The organism is Clostridioides sp. ES-S-0123-01, from assembly GCF_020658415.1.
In the GTDB taxonomy this organism is placed as follows: Bacteria; Bacillota; Clostridia; order Peptostreptococcales; family Peptostreptococcaceae; genus Clostridioides.
The window spans coordinates 372,900-395,679 of sequence record NZ_JACVWD010000001.1; the positions used below are offsets into that span (position 1 = coordinate 372,900).

Annotated in this window: 22 protein-coding genes; 7 read left to right on the forward strand and 15 right to left on the reverse strand. The window is 29.3% G+C overall.

Annotation, left to right across the window (positions count from 1 at the left end; translation table 11 throughout):
• Positions 1–34: 34 nt before the first annotated feature.
• The 5 genes from IC175_RS01630 (at position 35) to IC175_RS01645 (ending at position 3,841) form a co-directional block, all read left to right on the forward strand.
• Complete coding sequence (locus IC175_RS01630) at positions 35–787, forward strand: ABC transporter ATP-binding protein (protein ID WP_227435204.1); 753 nt, start codon at positions 35–37, stop codon at positions 785–787.
• Entirely contained in the window at positions 777–1,577 is an 801-nt protein-coding gene (locus tag IC175_RS01635) for an ABC transporter permease (protein WP_227435206.1), read from the forward strand. The genes IC175_RS01630 and IC175_RS01635 overlap by 11 nt, the downstream gene beginning before the upstream one ends.
• Before the next feature lie 549 nt (positions 1,578–2,126).
• Positions 2,127–2,261 carry a hypothetical protein gene (locus IC175_RS19340; RefSeq protein ID WP_009889851.1) on the forward strand — a complete coding sequence of 45 codons (135 nt, stop codon included), beginning with the start codon at positions 2,127–2,129 and terminating at the stop codon, positions 2,259–2,261.
• 221 nt (positions 2,262–2,482) lie between these two features.
• Positions 2,483–2,926, forward strand: a complete 444-nt coding sequence (locus IC175_RS01640; protein ID WP_227836233.1) for a deaminase — start codon at positions 2,483–2,485, stop codon at positions 2,924–2,926.
• A gap of 123 nt (positions 2,927–3,049) precedes the next feature.
• Entirely contained in the window at positions 3,050–3,841 is a 792-nt protein-coding gene (locus IC175_RS01645; RefSeq protein WP_227836234.1) for an N-acetylmuramoyl-L-alanine amidase, read from the forward strand.
• A gap of 160 nt (positions 3,842–4,001) precedes the next feature.
• Here IC175_RS01645 and IC175_RS01650 read toward each other — a convergent pair whose 3' ends face one another.
• The 3 genes from IC175_RS01650 to IC175_RS01660 form a co-directional block, all read right to left on the reverse strand.
• A complete protein-coding gene (locus tag IC175_RS01650) occupies positions 4,002–4,355 on the reverse strand; it encodes a hypothetical protein (protein WP_227435212.1) in 354 nt (117 codons plus the stop codon).
• Positions 4,356–4,357: 2 nt separating this feature from the next.
• On the reverse strand, positions 4,358–4,741 hold the full coding sequence (locus tag IC175_RS01655; protein WP_227482660.1) for a YtxH domain-containing protein: 384 nt from the start codon (positions 4,739–4,741) through the stop codon (positions 4,358–4,360).
• A 535-nt stretch (positions 4,742–5,276) separates the two neighbouring features.
• On the reverse strand, positions 5,277–5,660 hold the full coding sequence (locus IC175_RS01660; protein WP_227830545.1) for a PBECR2 nuclease fold domain-containing protein: 384 nt from the start codon (positions 5,658–5,660) through the stop codon (positions 5,277–5,279).
• A gap of 440 nt (positions 5,661–6,100) precedes the next feature.
• Between IC175_RS01660 and IC175_RS01665 the strand changes: the two genes are divergently transcribed.
• Positions 6,101–6,589 (forward strand): prolyl-tRNA synthetase associated domain-containing protein, encoded by a 489-nt coding sequence (locus tag IC175_RS01665; protein ID WP_255613419.1) that lies wholly within the window; start codon positions 6,101–6,103, stop codon positions 6,587–6,589.
• A 230-nt stretch (positions 6,590–6,819) separates the two neighbouring features.
• Here IC175_RS01665 and IC175_RS01670 read toward each other — a convergent pair whose 3' ends face one another.
• From IC175_RS01670 to IC175_RS01690, 5 genes are all read right to left on the reverse strand, one after another.
• Positions 6,820–9,366: an FtsX-like permease family protein gene (locus tag IC175_RS01670; protein ID WP_227836235.1), complete on the reverse strand. Its 2,547-nt coding sequence runs from the start codon at positions 9,364–9,366 to the stop codon at positions 6,820–6,822.
• 8 nt (positions 9,367–9,374) lie between these two features.
• On the reverse strand, positions 9,375–10,052 hold the full coding sequence (locus IC175_RS01675) for an ABC transporter ATP-binding protein (RefSeq protein WP_227437334.1): 678 nt from the start codon (positions 10,050–10,052) through the stop codon (positions 9,375–9,377).
• An 82-nt stretch (positions 10,053–10,134) separates the two neighbouring features.
• Positions 10,135–11,124: a sensor histidine kinase gene (locus tag IC175_RS01680; RefSeq protein ID WP_227437332.1), complete on the reverse strand. Its 990-nt coding sequence runs from the start codon at positions 11,122–11,124 to the stop codon at positions 10,135–10,137.
• Entirely contained in the window at positions 11,111–11,797 is a 687-nt protein-coding gene (locus IC175_RS01685) for a response regulator transcription factor (RefSeq protein WP_227830543.1), read from the reverse strand. Before IC175_RS01685 ends, IC175_RS01680 begins: the two co-directional genes overlap by 14 nt.
• Positions 11,798–12,312: 515 nt before the next feature.
• The gene (locus tag IC175_RS01690; RefSeq protein WP_227437328.1) at positions 12,313–13,047 is read right to left on the reverse strand and encodes a class I SAM-dependent methyltransferase; all 735 of its coding nucleotides are present in this window, start codon (positions 13,045–13,047) and stop codon (positions 12,313–12,315) included.
• 380 nt (positions 13,048–13,427) lie between these two features.
• Between IC175_RS01690 and IC175_RS01695 the strand changes: the two genes are divergently transcribed.
• Positions 13,428–14,477 carry an ABC transporter substrate-binding protein gene (locus IC175_RS01695; protein WP_227836236.1) on the forward strand — a complete coding sequence of 350 codons (1,050 nt, stop codon included), beginning with the start codon at positions 13,428–13,430 and terminating at the stop codon, positions 14,475–14,477.
• 130 nt (positions 14,478–14,607) lie between these two features.
• On the opposite strand, the gene IC175_RS01700 is transcribed toward IC175_RS01695, so the two are convergent.
• The 7 genes from IC175_RS01700 to IC175_RS19560 form a co-directional block, all read right to left on the reverse strand.
• On the reverse strand, positions 14,608–14,955 hold the full coding sequence (locus IC175_RS01700; RefSeq protein WP_227436116.1) for a cupin domain-containing protein: 348 nt from the start codon (positions 14,953–14,955) through the stop codon (positions 14,608–14,610).
• 1,020 nt (positions 14,956–15,975) lie between these two features.
• Complete coding sequence (locus IC175_RS01705; RefSeq protein WP_227436112.1) at positions 15,976–16,185, reverse strand: helix-turn-helix transcriptional regulator; 210 nt, start codon at positions 16,183–16,185, stop codon at positions 15,976–15,978.
• 11 nt (positions 16,186–16,196) lie between these two features.
• Positions 16,197–16,526, reverse strand: coding sequence for a DUF6442 family protein (locus IC175_RS01710; RefSeq protein WP_227834343.1), 330 nt, complete (start codon positions 16,524–16,526; stop codon positions 16,197–16,199).
• A gap of 15 nt (positions 16,527–16,541) precedes the next feature.
• Positions 16,542–16,853: a DUF6442 family protein gene (locus tag IC175_RS01715; protein WP_227436109.1), complete on the reverse strand. Its 312-nt coding sequence runs from the start codon at positions 16,851–16,853 to the stop codon at positions 16,542–16,544.
• Positions 16,854–17,131: 278 nt separating this feature from the next.
• Positions 17,132–17,869 carry a YdcF family protein gene (locus IC175_RS01720; protein WP_227834344.1) on the reverse strand — a complete coding sequence of 246 codons (738 nt, stop codon included), beginning with the start codon at positions 17,867–17,869 and terminating at the stop codon, positions 17,132–17,134.
• Between the two features lie 16 nt (positions 17,870–17,885).
• Positions 17,886–21,341: a diguanylate cyclase domain-containing protein gene (locus IC175_RS01725; RefSeq protein ID WP_227851035.1), complete on the reverse strand. Its 3,456-nt coding sequence runs from the start codon at positions 21,339–21,341 to the stop codon at positions 17,886–17,888.
• Positions 21,342–21,374: 33 nt separating this feature from the next.
• The gene (locus tag IC175_RS19560; protein WP_413927116.1) at positions 21,375–22,727 is read right to left on the reverse strand and encodes a putative bifunctional diguanylate cyclase/phosphodiesterase; all 1,353 of its coding nucleotides are present in this window, start codon (positions 22,725–22,727) and stop codon (positions 21,375–21,377) included.
• Between the last annotated feature and the right edge of the window lie 53 nt (positions 22,728–22,780).

Genomic DNA, 22,780 nt, shown 5'->3' on the forward strand with positions numbered 1-22,780 from the left:
TATATACGAGCTAAAAGTTATAGGGGGTGGCATAATGAATGACAACATAGTAGAAGTTAAAAATATCAATATGAACTTCTACACTAAGGAAGGCGAGCTTGAAGTATTAAAGGATGTCAATTTTAATTTAAAAGAAGGTGAAATACTAACATTACTCGGTCCTTCTGGAAGCGGAAAATCTACAATTTTAAATATTCTTACTAATCTTTTAAAACCAACTAGTGGTGATGTAAAGATTACTGGAAATATTGGATATATGTTTCAAAAAGACAATCTGCTTGAATGGAGAAATATAATGGATAATATAACTATTGGTTTGGAAATTCAAGGGAAAAAAGATAAAAAATCTTTAGATAGAGTTGAAGAGCTTTTAAAGACTTATGGACTATGGGATTTCAGAAGTATGTATCCTAAAGAATTATCTGGTGGTATGAGACAAAGAGTTGCTCTTATTAGGACACTTTCTGTAAATCCAGATGTTTTACTTTTAGATGAACCTTTTTCAGCTCTTGACTATCAAACTAGACTGTTGGTTTGTGATGATGTTTATAGTATTATTAAAAATGAAAATAAGTCTACTATTTTAGTTACACATGATATTGGTGAAGCAATAAGCATATCAGATAAAGTTGCAATACTATCTAAAAGACCAGCTACTATAAAAAATATTTATGATATTGAACTTAATATGGATGGAACAAAAACGCCTCTCAAAACACGTAAAGTTCCCGATTTTCAAAAGTATTTCGACATCTTATGGAAGGAGCTAGATACACATGAGGCTTAATAAAAGATCTGAAGGATATATAAACTATATTAAAGGTGTAAAAAGAGAAAAAAGAAATGTATTATTTTATCAACTATTAATTTTAATTGGCTTTATTATAATTTGGGAGATTTTAGCTGATTTAAACGTTATAAATACTTTTCTATTCAGCAAACCAAGTGATATTTACAACTTGTTTATTCAATATGCATCTAGTGGCCAACTATTTAAACATATTGGAGTATCTGTATATGAAACAGTTCTTGGTCTTGTTATAGGAACTGTTTTAGGTATTTTAGTAGCTATTGCTCTTTGGTGGTCAGAAAAATTATCAAAAATATTAGACCCATTTTTGGTAGTTTTAAATGCTCTTCCTAAGACTGCTTTGGCTCCTATAATTATAGTTTGGGTTGGTGCTGGAATAGAAGGAATTGTAGTAACAGCTGTAACTATTTCCGTTGTTGTTACCATACTTTCGGCCTATAATTACTTTATGAATATAGATGAAGAAAAAATTAAGATGTTAAAGAGTTTTGGAGCTAGCAAATCACAAATCCTATTTAAACTTATATTACCCGCAAATACAGGAAATTTAATAAACTTAACTAAGATTAATATTGGTATGGCTTGGGTAGGTGTTATAGTAGGAGAATTTTTAGTATCAAGATATGGAATAGGATACTTGATAGTTTATGGCAGTCAAGTATTTAAGTTAGATTTAGTAATGATGGGTGTATTCGTGTTAGCTGTTTGTGCATGGGCAATGTATGCTATAGTTAACATTATTGAAAAAATATATAATTCTAGATAAATAAAAAATATTATTTAGTAAATTTTAATCATTCTAGTATTTATAGGATAATTTTCTAGAAATACTAGAATTGTACAATTAAAAAATTATAACTATATAACTTTAATATGTGAAACTGTAGGAATATTTGTGAGAAACATAAAGCAAATTTACCTACAGTTTTTAGTGTATAAAATCAGTAAAATAAGTTAGATATTTACTGATTTTATTACATAAATCCAATAGTACAATTCATCTTTCCATAATATCTGGAGATGTATCATACAATCTTATTTTTTATTGAGTATATTATAAAGTAATAGAACAATTAAAATACTGATTACCCTATTTTGCAACTTACACAATTGTATATAAAAGATAAAAAATAATTATCATCAAATTCATAATTTTAAGGCTTAATGCATATAATTATATGTCGGTTAAAGGCGCATAAAAATAAAAGGAATTCATAAGTTATATGTTGTATAGATATTGTAGTAGATGTAATATGTAAGAAATTTCAGCACTATTTATATTCTGTACAAAAAGATACTTGAAGGGAGATTGAAAATGGGAATATTAGAAGGAGCTGCAATGATAAGAGAAATTGCAATTAAAATAGCCAAAGAAAAAGGTATTACAGAACAAAAGGCATGGCCTGAAGCTGTAAAAGAGTTTAAAGAAAAATATGAACTTGTGTTATAAATTTTGATTATAAAAAACTGTCTTGATTTTATTAAGACAGTTTTCATATTTTATGATGAAAATTTTATAAAAAGTTTAATGAAATAAGATTTAATTATTAAAAAAACAATTTAAAATTTATTTTATCTTTTATATTTTTAGCTATAAAACAAATTTGTTTTTAATACTATTTTTGAGGTATAAATCTTATATATTAAAGATAAGATTTGGAGGTATTTAGTTTGGAAAGTAAACTTGAAAATAGATGTTCATGGCAAGAGTATTTTATGAGATTATGTGAGACAGTAGCTGAAAGAGGTACTTGTGACAGAGCTTATGTTGGAGCTATAATTGTTAACTCAGAAAACAGAATCGTATCTACTGGATACAATGGTAGTATATCTGGAGATAATCACTGTAGTGAAGTTGGTCATGAGATGAAAGATGGTCATTGTATTAGAACCATTCATGCCGAACAAAATGCCCTTTACTATTGTGCTAAAGAAGGCATATCAGTTAAAGATTGTTCTATTTATGTAACCCATTTTCCTTGTTTAAATTGTACTAAGGCCATAATTCAATCTGGAATTAAACATATCTACTATAAAACTGGATATAGGATGGATGAATATGCCTTGAGATTATTACAATCAAGCAATGTGTTATATACAAAATTGCAATTTTAATACTTACACATATTATTCTATAATTTTACAAAATATTTTATATTAGATAATTAAAGTATAAAAAGAAACAAAATTTTAAATTGTGCATATATTAAATAGAAGTTAAATTTAATCATAAAGGAGATGTATAATTTGAAAGTAGTAGTAATACCAGGGCACACTTTAACTGGGAAAGGTACAGGAGCTGTAGGATATATAAACGAAAGTAAAGAAACAAGAATAATGAATGACTTAATAGTTAAATGGCTTAAATTAGGAGGGGCTACTGTTTATACAGGAAAAGTTGATGCATCAAATAATCATTTAGCTGACCAATGTGCTATAGCAAATAAACAAGAAGCTGATTTAGCTGTTCAGATTCATTTTAATGCAAATGTTACAACTTCAGCCCCAGAAGGTACAGAAACTATATATAAATCTAATAATGGAAAAGCATATGCAGAAAAGGTAAATGCTAAACTAGCTACAGTATTTAAAAATAGAGGTGCAAAATCTGATGTTAGAGATCTTTATTGGCTTAATCACACTAACTCAACAGCTATACTAATAGAAGTATGCTTTGTAGATAGCAAAGCGGATACAGATTACTATGTTAATAATAAAGATAAAGTTGCTAAGTTAATAGCAGAAGGAATATTAAATAAATCTATATCAAATTCTCAAGGGGGAGATAAAGTGTATGAAAATGTAATAGTTTATAAGGGGGACGCTGATAAAGTTGCTGCTCAAATTTTATACTGGCAATTGAAAGATGCTTTAGTAGTAGAAGCATCTAGCTATAAGCAAGGTTTAGGCAAAAAAGTTTATGTTGTAGGTGGAGAAGCTAATAATCTTGTAAAAGGTGATGTAATAATAAATGGTGCTGATAGATATGAAACTGTAAAATTAGCATTAAGACAAGTAGGTAAGTTATAAAATAGATATTATTTTATAACTATATAATAAAAAGATGTATCTACTTATTATGTTTATTCATCAATAGATACATCTTTATTTATTTGTACTTTATAAAGTGTTTTCTGGAAAATTAGTTTAGTAAAGTTTTAAATTCACAGAAATACTAAAGCTTATCGTATTAATATTTTTTATCTGAAAAAATATTTTTAATTATAGTTAATATATCAACTATGACATCCATATTTGATTTAACGCTGTCTTTAGTAACAAGAAAGTCTGCTGTAACTTCAGTAACAGCCTCTGTTACATCTTTCATATTCTCGCCTACTTCTCCAAAACTATCTACAACACTAGGAAGATTATTTAAAGTTGTATTTATATTTTGAGTATTTTCATTTAATACATTTCCAACAGTATTTAAAATCTTATGTAATTTAGCAAGTACAATAATTAAATAAATTAAAGCGATACACCCAAGTATAGCTAATAATACATATATTATACTAATATTAATTGTTATTGTGTTATTCATTGTTATTCCTCAGTGACACTTACTGGTTCAACAATGTCTATTACTTTATCTTCCTCGCTAGAATCTTCAACACGTTTTTTATTATCTATATAATTTCTTATCTTTTGCTTTGATTCAATGAAATTTCCTTTTCTGTCTTCTAATTTCTCAGACATCTTACCTTTTACATCCACTGTTTTCATGTTTATTTTATCCGCAATTTGTTGAGATGCATCTTTTATATCTTCTCTTGTTTCTTTTCCTGATTTAGGTGCTAGTAATACTCCTCCAACTGCACCAGTAACAGCTCCTAATACGACACCAGCCGTTGCAATTTTAGCTTGTTTGGCTTTTTCAGCTCTTTGTTTAGCTTTTCTTTTATCTTCTATTTTTTTTGATAAGCTCATATCCAATCGCTCCTTATTATAATATTTCTAAATATTATAATACATTTTTTTCCATAATGATATAGTTTCTAACTAAATTTTTAAAAACTAATAAAAAGTTCTTTCTAGTATTTATATATATAATAAGAATTCTAAACTACATTCCAAAAATTCTATAATATAAGTATCTGAAAACTCTTTAATATAAGTCTCCTACTCTTTCACTGTATATCAAAAATTTTGATGCAGTTTCTAAATACAATTCTTCATTAGCGTTTAAACATCTTATTTCTTTTGTGCTAAATATCTCCATATTTTTAACCCTTTTAAATAAATTAATTAAAAAAACAATAAGAGAGGAATTAATCCTCTCTTTTAAATTTAATTAGATTTGGCAGGGCGGCGTATCCTGCATCTCTATTAACTACCCTATAAGCAGCGTATTGGGTGCCTTTTCCAACCTCAAATCTAATAAATAAATATTTACATATATATTTATATTATAACTTATTTGATAATATTTTTCAATGCTTTAGGAAAAATTAATAATATTATGTTAACCATCATATTGTAATACTCTTCCACTACTAATTCTACTTTCTAATTTTGCTTCTTTTATGGCGTATAATGAAGAGACATATAGATATCCCTTTTTTGTATCTAGTTCTGTAGCAACTAATATATAATCATCAAGTTTTTTTACAAATTCTACACTTTTACCAGGTTTTTTAGGATGACTTCCTATATACTCAGGAGATTTTAGCACTGTTTTTATAGTTTCTAGTATATCATTAAAAATGTCTTTACTCAATTGACCTCTATGTTTTTTCTTTATATGTTTTATAACACCAGAAGAAGCATAAATTTTACCAGTATATTTAATTCCAGCGAGTTCAGCTAATTCTTCATCTATGATTCCAACAACTTTGTCTGTAGACATATAAAGCACATTCCTTTCTAAGATAATTTATTGCTAAAATTATTAAAATTAAATATCTATATTTAAAGTATAGTTTATTCGAAAAAGAAAAGATAGTATAATATAGTTTTTTCATATCTGACCTTACATAACCTCTTTTTATATGATTTATAAATGGTAACTAAGGCTCTATTTTCAAATTATTTTTGGAAAATTTTTAGTTTTTTAAGCTTATATTATATATATATCATTTTTTACTTGAAAATATATATATTCTGAATTATTATAATAGTAAGAATTGAAATGAAATTAGGCAAGGCTGTTGAAAGATTTTATGATTAGATATGGAGAAAGTATAGTAGACTTTTGTTTGTACAGAATAATAATGCATATTTTATTTTAAAGTGTTCTATGATAATATTATTTTTATATATCAAATAAATTACCAACAGGAGGAAATTATGAACGCTCAACAAGAAGTATATAAAAAATTGGATGAACTAAATATATCTTATGAAATTGTAAATCATCCTGCAGTCTATACAATTGATGAAATGGAACAATTAAAAACACTACAAATGGAGTTTGTTGTAAAAAATTTATTCCTTCGTGATTCTAAGGGTAAAGAGCACTTTTTAGTTGTCTTAGGTAAAGATAAAAAAGCAGATTTAAAGGATATACGCCAAAAAATTGATAGTAAACCTCTTAGTTTCGCTTCTGAAGAAAGACTTGAAAAATATCTAAAACTTACTAAGGGAGCTGTAACACCTTTTGGTATACTAAATGATACTGATGCTATTGTAAAAATTGTATTTGATAAAGATTTATTGAAAATGGATAAAATAGGTATACATCCAAATGACAATACTGCCACTGTATTTTTAAAGTTTGAAGATTTAAAAAGGATTATAGAAAAAAATGGAAATGAAATATACTATGTAGAAGTATAGTTTTATTATTTTACATATAATAAATGATAGATAAAGTGGGTACCTCAAAATAAAAATTTGAGTCATCCACTTTTTTATACAAAAAATAGAAAGGGGGGTTCATAAGAACCCCTAGTATAATTCACACTACTTCCATAGGATGAACTCTGTATTTTCAATGTTTAAATCGCCTTTTGGGACAATTGTGAATCATTTGAACTCAATCACGCAGGTATCTCTTTTATTTTCTATTAAGTCATATCATCCCTAAGCGCATCAATAATATTTTCTCTTTTTATTTTACTAATGGCATACAACATTGTAATGAACACTATAAAGAGAACGACAAACACGCTGATTCCGATACTGGTCCATGGAAGTACAAAATCTATATCATCTTTGACCATTCCTTTATGAATTAGCCAGGAAGAAATTACAGCTATAGGAAGTCCAAAGAGCAGCGACCTCATGCCATAAAAGGCACACTCAAAATTCATCATCTTCTGAAAATCACGTTCAGACATTCCCACAGAGCGAAGCATGGCAAGTTCACGACGGCGTAGCTTGATATTTGTGGAAATTGTGTTGAATACATTGGCTACTGCAATCAGCGAGATCATAATTATAAAAGTATATGCGAACACATTGGCAATAAAGATGTAATTACGGTTTTCGTCCATCATTCCATACATATTGTACAGGTTGTACTCAGCCGTAATCCCTTCCCTCTCGATGATTTTCTCCATTTCTGCAACTGACTGATTGGGATTCTTTGATTTAAAACTCAGGCTTTTAATTCCTTTAGAAATACTTGGAGTCTCAAACGAATCTTTGACCGAATAAGGTGCCAACACCCTGAAGCAGGCTTTCCTCATCTTTGAGTTTCTGACACTTGGTGGAGAATCAGGTGGCACGACTTTTACAAATGAAATGTTTACATTTTGCCTATCGACTGTGTTCGACTTGCTATCAGCTTCAGGAGTAAGTTTAAGATTTATGGAAGAATTTGTGAAGATATCAATAGTATGGTCATCCTCCACCATCATGGAAACGGCAATCATTTTTGCATTTTGCCCAGTGTACTCTTCTGTTGGCAACCCCAGACTTTTGATAATATTCAGATACGTACTGTCATCAAGAAACTGCATATCTACTGGCATATCAACCGTTTCAGATGGCGAATGTGAACCCTCATAGTTCAAGTAATCATCTGTAAGTTCACTTACTTTAACAACACATGAATAGGTCATAAGTTCTTGATACAAGCCTTCATACACACCATTGGTAGTCTTCAGCTTATTGTATAGCTGTAGCATTTTACTGTCATTCATGTCCTGTGTGGAAAAAATGATGTCCTGGTCAGTAACCTCTGATGCCTGATTTGAAACTTGTTTCAAATCAGCTACCAAAGCACTGGTCGATATGAACAGCACTATACTTAAAACAAGCGATAGCACAATACTACGATAGCGTTTCTTGTTTCTTTTAAAATTCTTCAGCGCCAGAGTTCCCTCCAGACCGTAAATACGCTGTGCAAGCTTTGATATCCTTACTGCTTTGGATTCAATTTTCACCTCGTTCGTCTGGCGAATACACTCCATCACTGGTTTGCTGGCAGCCTTTCTAGCTGGAATATAAGCCGATATCAAGATGGTAACCATGCTGACCACTGCCGCAACAACGATTGCTGGGATGGACAACGTCAAGGTCAAAGGTACATTGGTGTAGAGAACATTTGCGAAATTTTTGGAGATAACAGAAATAACAAGTCCAATACTAACTATACCAACCGCAACACCAATTGGTATGCCAACAGCACCAATGCAAAGACCTTCAAATAAAACTGAATTACGTAGCTGCTTTGCTGTAGCTCCAACAGATGAAAGTATTCCAAACTGCTGTGTGCGTTCGTTCAACGACATGTTAAACGAATTATATATCAGAAAAATCGAGCCGAGCATGATTATGGCGACCACAATACCACCAACTGAGTACAAAAGCATATTGAACAAGTTATTGTCGGAAATACCCATGAAACGCAACACATTATCATTTAAAACGTAAGCATGGTCTCCAGTACTGTTTGTATATGAATGAACCTGACGTGGATTTTTCAACGTGACAAACAGGCTAAGGCTGTCAGCCTTGATTTGTGCATCCGCTTTGGTTATCAATGTGTATCCTGGTGCGGAAGATTCCTCAAAGACAGGCCTTTGGCAGGTACCAACAACTGTGTAGCTTCTCTCGCCTTGTGGAACAAGAGTTTCATCTCCAGCAGTATATTGGTCACTCTGACTAAGCTTCTCATTTCCATTCATACGGTTTCCCACAGGCAAAGAAATAGTGTCGCCCACTGCGAATTTGACACCGCCATCTGTTGCAACTTTACCCGAAACAAGAATCTCTCCACTGTTTTCAGGTAATCTGCCAGAAATCAAAGTTATAGGCAAAGTATCAAAGGCTTTTTCGCTGAATCCAGCTATAAAAAGATACGGTTTGTTTGGGTTTTTGTTGCCATCAAGCTTTGCATAGCCAATATTTTCAAATGTTGCGGTATTTGCAACTTTATCATTTCCTATCTGTTTCTGTACGAAAGAGGAATTAACATCCAAAAACTCAACATGCCAACCACCATATTTCTCAATCGAACCATTTACCATATAGTTTTGCAGGGAAATGGCAAGTGTAGCGACTGCTGTAATCATAGCAGCAGACAGAACAACTCCGATAACTGTTACAATCGTTCGTGTGCGTCTCTTTTTCATGTTTTGCAGTGCAACTTTGTTGAAAATGTTCATGGATATACCTACCTCCTTTCATCTCGCGTCACTTTGCCATCTGATATGCAGATAATGCGGTCTGCTTGCAGGGCTATATTTTCGTCATGCGTTACAATGATAAGGGTTTGACGATATTTTTTATTGCTTAATTTCAATAGATTGATAATTTCATGTCCATTTCGGCTGTCTAAACTACCTGTGGGTTCATCAGCAAGCATTACCGCTGGGGCATTCATTAAAGCACGTCCTATGGAAACACGCTGTTGCTGACCGCCAGAAAGCTGATTTGGTAAATGCGTTTTGCGGTCTTTTAGCCCAAGTAGGTCCATCAAGTCATTTAAGCGTTCCTCATTGACCTTTCGCTTGTCCATCAGTATAGGTAAAGTGATGTTTTCCACAACATTCAGAGTTGGAATAAGGTTATGAAATTGGTAAATCAGTCCGACTTGTCGCCTACGGAAAATGGCCAGCTTTTCATTGCTTTGGGCATATACATCCTGACCGTCCAAATACACCTTTCCGCTTGTTGGTACGTCCACTCCACCGATGATATGAAGTAATGTGGATTTTCCTGAGCCAGATGAACCAATGATTGCAGTAAACTCCCCCTTTTCTATTGTAAGCGAAACATTGTCAAGTGCGGTAACTTTGTTCTCGCCCTTGCCGTAGACCTTGCATAGATTTTCAATTTTTAAGAACTCCATTATGTAAGTCTCCTTTCTTATGGTTTAACCATATAATATAACTTTCAACTTACATCTGTGTGACTTTCAGGTGAGAGATTAGTCACTTTGGGAAACGAATTACAAATATCGCGCCACCTTTTTGGTGATTTTTTGCAGTAATCGTCCCTCCCTGTCGTGTTATAATTATTTTACAGAGTGCCAATCCAATCCCATATCCTGTGGCTTCTGCGTTTTTACCACGATAAAATCTATCAAACAAATAAGGTAAATCTTCTTTTTCAAATCCTGTGCCACTGTCATGGATAGTAATCTCAGTAAATAGCGGATTATCCTCACAAACAATCTCAATCTTCCCATTATCGCCTGCACTTTCCATACAATTTTTGAGGATATTCTGAATTGCTTCTGAAAGCCAACCCGAATCACCCTGAATAATCATTCCTTTAGGCACATCTATTTGTAAAGCAATGTTATGCAGTTCAATTGGAATTAGAAATGGTCGAAGTGAGTTGTATATCAAGTTGTTCACATCTATCTGCTCGCTTTGGAAAACTACAATACCTGCATCTAAGCGAGATAACTTCAATAGGGAAGTAATCAACCAATCCATCTTTACAAATAATTCCTCTGTTTCCCTCACCAATGCCTTTCGTTGATTTTCATCAGAGCTATTTGATAGCAATGACAGAATAATATTCGCGGATGTAAGAGGTGTGCGGAGTTGGTGGGCTATGTCAGCCAACGAATCAGCAAGATGTTCTTTTTCTTTTTTCAGCGCATCGTTTTGTTCTCGAATACATAGTGTCATTTTTGTTATCTCGCTGTGCAGAATGGAAAGTTCGCCCTCGTCCGATTCACCAATATACAGATGGTCAGCATTATGAAGCACAAGATCAATTTGATTAGAAATCTGTGCAATATTTTTATATCGAGCTTTGGTAAAAGAGAAAAACGCTAAACCAAAGGCAGTAACAGAAATAATAGAAAGGATTCCCGCCACCATATTTATTGTAAATCCAAGCGTTACAGTGGTGACAGCCATTAAAGAGAACAAAATAGCAAACTGCTTAAACTCTCTATTTCGAAGCATAATCGTCCCCCAATCTATACCCTGTCCCACGAACAGTCAGAATTATTTGTGGGCTTGCTGGGTCGCTCTCTATCTTCTCCCTCAAGCGCTTTATGTACACAGTTAATGTATTATCATTGACAAACTCACCCGCCGCGTCCCATAATTCATCAAGGAGCCTGCTCCTCGTGATAATACTTTTTGGGTTATTAATAAACACCAACAACAAGCGGTACTCTAAAGCTGAAAGAAAAACCTCATTGCTGTTTTTTTTCACAACGCCACTTGTCATATCGACATGAAGCCCACAGATTTCAAAAGCCGCTTCTGAACGTCCGTTTTTTCGTAGGGCAGTTCCAATTCGCGCAATCAATTCACGTGGACGAAAAGGCTTTGTTATATAGTCATCTGCGCCTATATTCAGCCCAGTAACAACACTCGCCTCATCGCCTGAAGCTGTCAGAAAGATAACAGGAACATCTTGCATTTCTTTGATTTCTGTGCAAACTGTAAAACCATTTCCGTCAGGTAAGGAAATATCAATTAACGCCAAGTCAAATTTATTACTGGAAAGCATGGCAATAGCTTCACCTCGTGTAGGAGCGTGAGTGACTTCAAATCCTTCTGAGTGCAGCAAAAGCATAAGATTTTTAGCGATTGCTTTATCGTCCTCAACCAAAAATATTCGTTTCATTTGTTTTCACCATCCTTTACTTTACTATTTCTATATCGTCCATCAGCTGAAACAAATCACATATTCTTCATTTTTTTGTTTACTTAACCCGCTCAGCAGAGTAATTTCATATCACTATTATGTATGCAATTTCCCAATTTTTCAAGGATTCTTTTGTTGTTATATAGCTCACGCGTAACACCTCCATTGCTATATTATATTTCTTTTGATGGAAATACACAAGTTGAGGTCTGGGTAAAACTGCTTTAACAAGCATCTTTACATTTGAAAATAGTTCTCCATAATGAAATCAATTTTCGAAAGTTCTCATTTTGCATTGTTATAGAAAGTAACCATATTCCTGTAAATACAGGTTTGATAAATGCCTTACCTGTATTTACAGTGTCAAATGTACATGTTTATAGTGTAATAAAGAGGGTGAAAGCAACAAGTGCTTTCACCCTCTTTGAATATATAGCTTGTGTCACCCAATAGAATCCCATAATCACTTGCAACCAAAATTCCACTATTTTTTATTACTTTTTCCTTGCAGAAACAAGTAACATCATAGGTCTACGTAATTCATCTTTCATTTCAGGAATCGTATTTAATAATTTCTCTTCTGGTTGAGGTTCGATTATTTCTAATATCTCAAATCCAGTTTTAACTAAAGTATTTAGATAAGTAGTTAATGTTTTATGATATTTTATAACTTCTTCCCCTAAAAAATTTGATTTTCGAAGTCCCTCTATAAAATAGTTATCTACTGGCCAGTGTAAATTGTTTCCATCTTTATCACAGTACCATTCTTGAGCTCCATATGCAGTGAATATAGGATGTTCAACTGAAAATACAAAATCTCCTCCGCTTGAAAGACAATTGCTTATATTTTTACATATATCTTCAAATGATTGAATATAATGAAAAGCCAAAGAACTAATTACTACATCAAAGCAATCTTTTGGGAAGTCTATATCTTCAATAGGCATACATATGTACTTTATATTATCAAATTTGGTTTTATTTCTTGCTTCTTTTAGCATCTTTTCTGAAATATCAATTCCAATAGCAGACTCTGCACCATTTTCAACTGCATATTGACAGTGCCATCCAAAACCGCACCCTAAATCTAATACTCGTTTCCCCTCAAAATCAGGTAACATTTTTTTTAGAGTATGCCATTCTCCAGCACCTTCAAGACCTTTTTTAGAGCGTTCCATATCACTGTATTTACAAAAAAATTCATCATTATCATATTTATTTTGTTTCATTTAATTTCCTCCATTTTAACTGTACTTGTTTAACTATATTTGCCAAAATATAAAATGCAAATCTTCACTACTTTACACAATAACATTTTTTAAATTTATAAAATTAAATTATTATTTATATGAATTAATTTAATATCTATTATTAATAAATTTTGTGCCTATATAATTTATATAAAAACATTACTGTTTTAATTTTATATCTTAATTTACAAATAATCAATACAATCTATTTAATATAATCGATTACTTGAAAAATTCAAATATAAAAATTATTTTTAAATTATTGTAGAAATAAATTCTATAGGTATATATTTTTGTAACAACTACAACAAATATTTAATATTATATATTATTCGGATGTCTTATGGGAGGTATTTATTATGTTTAAAAAAATAATCGCAATTGCAAGTTCTATTGTTATGAGCACAATATGCTTAACTGGATGTGATTTTAACTCTAATGATGAAAATGATAAGTCTGCTTCATCTAAAGACTTAGATAAAGTAACTATTGCAGAAGTTACTCATTCTGTTTTTTATGCCCCACAATATGCTGCTATTACAAAAGGATTCTTCGAGGATGAAGGAATAAAGGTTGACCTTATAAATACTCAAGGTGCGGATAAAACTATGGCAGCTTTAATTTCAGGTGAAGCAAATGTAGGCTTAATGGGTCCTGAAGCTTCCATATATGTATATAATCAAAACAAAAACGATTATGCTGTAAACTTTGCACAATTAACTAAAAGAGATGGTAGTTTTTTAGTTGCCAGAGAAAAGATGCCTAATTTCTCCTATAATGATTTAAAAGGAAAAGAAATATTAGGTGGTAGAAAAGGTGGCGTTCCACTAATGACTTTTGAATATGTTCTAAAAGACAAAGGGCTTACTATTGGAGAAAATTTAAAAGCAGGCAATGTCAACGTAAGAACTGATGTACAATTTGGAGTAATGGCTGGGGCTTTTGCAGGTGGTGAAGGTGACTTTACAACAGCATTTGAACCTACAGCAACTGCCATGGAAAAAGAAGGCAGCGGATATATAGTAACATCTATAGGAAAAGATTCTGGAGAAATACCATTTACAGCTTACTCTACTACTAGATCTTACATGAAAAATAATAAAGATTTAATTCAAAGATTTACAAATGCTGTTTATAGAGGTCAATTATGGGTTCAAAAAGCTCCTAGTAAAGAAATCGCCGAAGCTATGCAACCTTTCTTTGAAGATATATCTCTAGAAGATTTAGTAACAGTTGTAGATAGATATAAGTCAATAGATGCATGGTCTCAAAACCCTGTATTAAAAGAAGAAGGTTTAAATAAACTAATGGATGTTATGAAAGAAGCTAAGGAATTAGACAAAGAAGCCCCTTACAAAGACATAGTAAATACTGAATTTGCAAATAATGCAATAAAAAATATAAAATAAATATGTATCAGTTTTAACTAAAAGCTTACAAAAATTATAAAAAGAGTCTTTTAAAAGACTCTTTTTATAATTGAGATTAAAGTTTATATTAAAAAATAGAAATTAAAGTATCGTAAAGATACCTATATATCTATCCTCTGTATTCTGCTCCAGCATTGATTTTTGTAATTTGAACAGCAACCATTTCCTCATTGCTTCCATTAGTAATTTCATGCCACTCTCCTGTTGGTACAAAAACAGTATCACCTTGTTTTACATCACACTCATGTTCTCCAAGTTTCATTTTCCCTTCTCCTTTTAAGAACACAAATATTTGTTCACCATTAGGATGTCTATGGGCATTAAGAACTTGATTAGGTTTAAAATAATAAACTTCTGAAGTTATATCATTACCAGCAAATACTGGTATTTTTGGTACTGCTGCATCATTATATTGAGCTAAGCTTCCATCTAATAGATTCTTTTTATTTTCATGCATACTATAAATACCTCTTTTCTATATTATAGATTTACTATTATTATTCCAATATAAAAAAATAGTATTCTCCTTATACATAATAGGAATAAAATTCTTTTCTAAATATAATGAATATATGTTATTATATTTTAAATAGTATGTATCCCTATGTTTATATAAAAAAGGCATAAAATATATTATTTTATGCCTTTTTTTAATAATATAGTTTTTTCAATGCTTGTATAAACATAAATCGTTTATTTGTCAGTGAAATGTCAGTAATTTTTTTGTTTTTTTTATTATTTTTTCATCTTTTTAGGATTCTCATAAACATTATATTTGTATTTATATTTTTAAAATTTATAGAAATCAAGTATATTAATTTACCACTCTAAATAGTTTTTACATTAAATTATTTAAACTTTATATTTTTTGTTTTAGCTATACCATATTTCTACCACAAAGAATTTATCGAATTTTATTTTCATTCAAATCCTTTTCAAATTAAAGACTCGTTGTATCGCATAAATTTCCATTAAAAATATTTGCGTTTCTATTTTTTATTTTAGCAAACTTTTCTTTTATTTTTTTAATTAAATTCATAAATTTCATTTTTATAAATTTCAGCCAAAATTTATCTCTCCGCATTTTGGATTTTAAATGCACTCTATAAAACCACGCGATGTTTTATACATATTTCATACAAACTTCCTTAAAATCTATTTAAATGTGTAATTTGATGTTTAAGCTACAAGCGAATCTAAAAAGTTAACTATATTTATATTATGTAAACTAAATTGATTTTTGAAAGCTTCATTTATATTTTTAAATAATTAAGATAAACTTGAAATTATTTTCATAGTGATTTATCTTAATATTATGAATATTTACCAATAGTACTTTAAAGAAAAAAGGGAAGCATTACAATCTATTTAGATTAGTGCTTCTCTTTTCACTTCTTTTCTTCTTTATTGAGTTAATAATACTTTCGCAGTTATAGTTATGAATAGGCATACTATTATTCTCATAAATTAATCCATCCTAAAAGAAAAATAAATCTTCAAACTTTTTATCTAATGCAATGCATAAAATCAATGCAAGTTTAGCAGTAGGATTGAATTGTCCTGTTTCTATTGAACTAATAGTATTACGTGATACTCCAACCATTTTTGCTAATGCTGATTGAGATAATTTTGCTTCTGACCTTGCTTCTTTCAAACTATTTTTTAATATCAATTCTTCTTTTTCCATATCACTTCTACCTATAACGTATAAATGAATTTAAAAATACATAGTGCAAAAATAATTAAAGCCCCTATACTTATCAGCAAATATTTTTTCTCATTTATCTTTCTGTAAACAACAAAATAAGCAACTGATACATAGCCAGTTAATACAGCTAAAATATCATAGAATGGTGTTACTTTTTCAAGACCTCTCATGTCAGATACAACTACTTTGACTGCGAAAACAACACCACAAATAATCGCTAAAGCAATTGAACCAATTGCAGTAGCTTTTTGACTTACTGTATTTTCAAATTCTTCGTTTTTTTCCAATTTTGCCTTGTTTAAAACAGCTTCTTTATTCATATCAATTCCCCTTTCTTAAAATACTTGTGTAATGTAATAGATAAAACTACTCAATGTTATAATAGAAGAGAGAAGGATAATAAAGCCACTCTTTTTATTTAATGCCTTAAAACTCCCATAATAGTTCCCAGTTAACCAGCCCCATAATATAGTTAATAATAAGGATAAATCAGTTGTTCTTAATTTTATAAGATTTAAGATAATGAGCGGTACTATTATACCTACAAATAATAAAGTTCCATATCGTTGACCTTTATTTAATACGAATAAATATCCCTCATCTGATTTTTCTTGTCTACTTCTTTCTAAAATTTCTTCTTTATTCATCTATATTCTCCTTTTATTGCAAAGTTTACTTGTCAATTATAATATAACACTACCAAGTTTACTTGTCAATAACTTTTGCAAAGTTTTATTGTCAAATTAAAAGTATGCAAATCTTATATAGAAATGCACGCTTTTATGATTTACCTTACTATCTTCCAGTTATCGCCTTTCTTCAAGGTCAATTCATACTGTGAAATCTGCATTGGATTTTTACATAAAAAATACTAGATATAAATTTATGATTTATATCTAGTATTTTTATTTGTCACATATCACTTTCACCTATCAAAAACAATTGTTTTCCATATTGCAAAAAATTCTCTTGTATAATATGTTGGAACAAATGAAAGCTTTGACTTACTAGCGTAAAAAGAAATATTTTTATATTCATTTCTAGATGCTAGTATTTTACTCCTAAGAACATGAAAATCAGTTGTTACAATTTTTACTTTTATATTTTTTATTCTTTTTCTACTATGCTCTTCTATCTTTAGCTTTGAATATTTAAAGTTTTCATAAGTATTTGTAGATTTATATTCTTCTATTATTCTATTGCTATCTATACCATTTCTAACAAGATAATCTTTCATAGCTTTTGCCTCAGTTATATTTTCTCCATTACCCTTACCACCTGATACTACTACATAGCATTCACTATTAACTTTTAAATATTTTAAAGCAGTGTTTAATCTTCCCTTCAATGTAGTACTTGGTGTAGTCTTTTTTACAGAAGCTCCTAAAATCAAAAGATAATCACTTTTTGTCTCAAAACTATTTTTAGGATAAAAGATTATTAAGCTTTCAGTAATCATGAATACTATTAAGAAAACACTAATTAGTATTTTTAGCACTTTATAAAAAACCTTCTTTTCTTTAATTTTCTTTTTTAAGATTCGATAAACAATTAATAGTATTCCTATAACTAAGAAAAATCCACTAAATGAAATACCACCAAAAACTATTTTAAGATAAAAATAGTAAATTATAAATATTAAACCCAATATTAAATTAATCATATTTCTATAATCCTTTTTATTTGTTTTTGTTTTTATATAAAGAAATATCTATGCACTCTATAAGACAGTTATATTCTCCATCTATCCAATTAATCCAACTTGCAATTGATACATTTTGTCCAAATATATTTGTCTCTGTTTTAAATTTTGAATCTCTATTTTCTTTTAATCCATTAATCGGGCAGTTATTACAAGGAATATTAGATTTTAATAATGATTTATAACATTTATCTCCTATTTTTATTTCTAAGTCTAAATTTGAGACCTTATTATTAATAAAAATAAGGTCATAAGTATTCGGATTTACTATATATATATAATTATCAATAGAATCAAGAACTTCTTTTAGTGATAGATTAGAATCTTCATATTCAATTTCACCTTTTAGACTTTCTTCTTTCACACTACCATTACTTATATCGGTTTCAAGTTTATTTTCACATATACAATCATTATAAAGTGAATACTTATCTTTTCCTTTATTCTTTGCATAATAAAGTGCCATGTCTGCTTTTTTATAAAGTTCTTCAAATACAGCTCCATGTTCTGGTACGAATGAAATTCCAACTGTACCTGATATCTTATACGTTTTTTTATTTCCAGTATAAGAATTTCTAAATATATTACATATTTTTTCTGCTTTACTTTTAGCATTTTCAAAAGATTGAATATTCTTTAAGAATACTATAAATTCATCACCACCAATACGCCCCACTATATCATTATTTCTAAATATAGGCTTTAGTTGTTTAGAAACTTCATACAAAACTTTATCTCCAAAAACATGTCCTAAATTATCATTTATTGATTTAAAATTATCTATATCAATAATTAAAAAGGCATGAATTCCTGAATTTGATTCTTCTGAATTTAGAAAATCATTAATAAGATTTTCTGTAGTACCCTTATTATATAATCCTGTTAAAGTATCTCTTTCAGCTTTTAATTTTAATTTAATTTCTTCATTTTTCTGTTCGTCGATATCTTTAATATAAGCAAGTGCTTTTATATCATTCGTAATAGAGTCTTTTATTAAATGCATTGTACAAAGTACCCAAATCATTTTATCATCTTGATTCATTCTTCTATATTCCAACTTTATTTCACTTATATTATTTTTATAGGCTTCTAATAAATGTCTACATAAAAATGTATTTAAAAAGACTTCTTTATCATCTTTATAAATAACAGTCTCTGATATAGATTTTACCATTTCAGAGTAGTCATTGCTTGGTTTAATTCCAAATTGTCGATACCAATTTTCATTACCCCTTATAAAAATATCCTTTGATACATTTATTTCATAGGTTATTATTGCTTCTGATAATATAGCGGAATGATATTTGTATGCTTGATTATATCTTATTTCTGCTTCTTTTTGTTCACTTATATCTTCTTGTATCCCAATAGCTCTTATAGGTTTACCATCTTCATCAAAAATAGTAGTTAATGTAATTTTGTTCCATATGTAGCCTTGATCTGGAACTCTTATTTTAACAACACAACTTGCAGTTTTTTCTCCACTTATTATCTTCTCATACATTTTTATAAAATCTTCACTAAAGTCTTTATAAATAATTCCTGCTTCAACTAAGGAATAAGGAACATTTTCATTTATTTTATCAATATTATAATTTTTCATACTCTTATTAGTATTTACAAGAGATTTTGTATTTATATCATACTCAAATATAATATTTGATGTTTGATTTAATGCAATTCTAAATCTTTCTTCATTAATTCTAAGTTTTTGTTCTGCATTTTTTAAATCAGTTATATCAGTTAAAATCCAAATTCCTTTTTTGCTATCATCACTATCAGTAATAAGCCTTCCTTTTAAAGAAACCCATATCATCTTGCCATCACATTTCTTTATTCTATATTCACCTACAGCGATATTTCCAATAATCAACTGATGTCTTAAATTTTCAAGAATCTTTTTTCTATCATCATAAAAAACAAGATTACATGATTTATATTGGAGTTCATCTTCTAACTGTTTACGTGTATATCCAATCATTGATAGATAACCAGAGTTAGCATATTGTATAGTAAAATCTTCATCAAATTCTGTTATAAGTATTCCGCCTAATATATTTTCTGATACCATTTCAAGTTCTAAATTCTTTTGTTCCATTTCTTTTTCTAATTGTTTTGTTTTGGTAATATCTACTGTAACACAATAAAGATATTTTTTACCATCAGGTTCTACTATAAGTTCCCCCTTATCAGATATCCAGACTATATCACCACTTTTAGTTCTAACTCTGTATTCCAATTCAATAGTTTTATTTTTATAAAGTTGTTCAGAGATTTCTTTTTTTACTCTTTCAACATCATCTTTGTGTATTATTTTATAAAAACTATTATTAAATTGCATTTTTATTTCTTCTCTTGTGTAACCAAACAAATCAACAAATCCATCACTTAAAAATTCAAACTCAAATTTTTCATCAACAGTACATTTTTGAACTCCTCCAGGAATGCTATTTGTAATAGATGATATTTCCTTATTGGCTTTTAGAATATGCTTTTGTGATTTATTATTTTTATAGAAGATATATATTATTAGTGCAATAAATAATAAGAACACCTTACAAATTAAAGAAAATGCTAATTGATTTATTTTATCAATATTTTTTCTTACAGTATATTGTGGTATTACTGAGAGAACATACCAGTCATTTACACCTATTGGTGTGTATGTTGCATAACGTTCTTTACCTTTGTATTTATATGAAATAAATCCACTCTTTTTATGTTTTGTATCTTCATATACTTTTTTATAGCTATAACCAGCATCAAAAGAAGCTTCCTTGAATATATCGTATATATTACTACTTGCTCCAACTATAGCATTTGTATGTGAAGATTTCAAAACAAATTGTCCGCTAGATTCAAATATATCTATATATCCTTCACTGTTGAAACTTGTTATGTCAATGAATTCAGCTAATTTATCATTATAGTATGAACCATATAAAACACCAATCACTTTATTTTCTTTGTATACAGGTGTAGCTATAACAAAAGTATCTTTTCCATCAATAGGAGATTTTACTACTTCAGATATGTTACTGTCTCCACTAATAGCTTTCTTAAAATATTGGTAATTTGATATATCAACAACTTTCCCATCGCTAGTACGACTTATTCCATTAGGAGAAGCAATTGATATTCTTTGAAAATCAGATTCTTTTGATATTTTAGCTAATAACGGGATTATCTCAGGATTATCTATAGTATCAAAATATGAAACCATATTCGCTATACTCTTAACAAATGATAATGAACTGTCTAGCTTTATTTTTATAGCATTAGAACTTTGTAAAGATATTTCTTTTAAACTAACTTTATTGTTTTCTTCTTCTTGAACATTAGTTTTAAATGCAAAATCAGAAAAAGAAATTATTGTGAATAAAAATATTAATATAATACTCATTACGCTTTTCAACGATTTTGCTCTTATCACTTACTTACCACCTCCAAATTAAAATTTATTGACCTATATTTTATAGACTAATTTCTCAAACTCTTTAACTGGTAATGGTTTTGAAAAATAATAACCCTGAATAATGTCACAATTTGCTTCCCTTAACATTTCCACCTGACTTTTTGTTTCAATTCCTTCAGCAACGACTCTTATTCCCAATTGTTTAATAAGCGAAACTATACTTTTTATAACAATTTGACTTTTATCAATATTCTTATCATCAATAAAAAATCCTCTATCTAATTTGATTACATTTAAAGGTATATTTTTAAGCATATTTACAGAAGAATATCCTGACCCAAAATCATCCATTGAAATTATAAATCCAATATCTTGAAGTCTTCTACTTACATCAAATAGAGTATCCGTATCACCAAACATACTAGATTCAGTAATTTCAATTTCTATTAAACTATATGGTATTTTATATTTATCACATATATTAACTATTTTTGTGATAAAATCTTTTTTTAAAAAATCAACTCTTGAAAAGTTCACAGATATAGGTAAAGGTAAAATACCTTTGTCAAATAAAGTTCTAATTTCTTTGCAAGCTTGTTCTAGTATGTACATATCAATTTTTGTAATAAAACCATTTTTTTCAAATATAGGAATAAAATCACTTGGATATATAAATTCTTTTTCTGTGTATTGCCATCTAACCAGTGCCTCACTTCCACAAAATTTATCTGATTTAATATTGTATTTTGGTTGTAAATACATTATAAATTGATTATTTTCAAGTGCATATTCCATCTCTTTCTCTATTTTATCTTCAAGTAATAACTTATCCCTTAACTTATCGTTAAAAAAAGCAAAATTTATATCTCTATTGTTTTTTATTGATAATTTCGCAAGTGAAGCTCTATCACTATATGCACTTATAGATAAGTTCTTATCCTTAATTTCATAGATTCCAAAAGACAAATTTACAAAGTCATTACTAATAATGATTTTTTTAATAGTATTTACTATATCTTCTTTTGTATTATATTTTAATAAGATATTAAAATTATCAGAACTAACACGAGCAAAAGTCTCATTATCATGAGTCATATTATTTAATGTATCTGCAATATCTTTTAAAATTGAGTTGCCTTTTTTATGGCCATATATATCATTAATTGCTTTGAATTTATCAATATCAAATGTTACCATTGCATGTTTATCATTTTGTGATGCTTTCTTTAGTAAATTTATAGCATCTGATTCAAATTTTCGCCAATTTGAATAACCAGTTACAAGATCTGTATATGCTATTTTTTCTATAGTCTTTTGACTCTTTGCTTTTGAATATAATATGTACAGTATAACACCTAAAAACAAAAATGAAAGTATAATCCATCCAATAATTGTAATCATCATTAAATTGTTTAGCTTTTTAGATACAACTATCTTTGGAACGATTGATATTATAA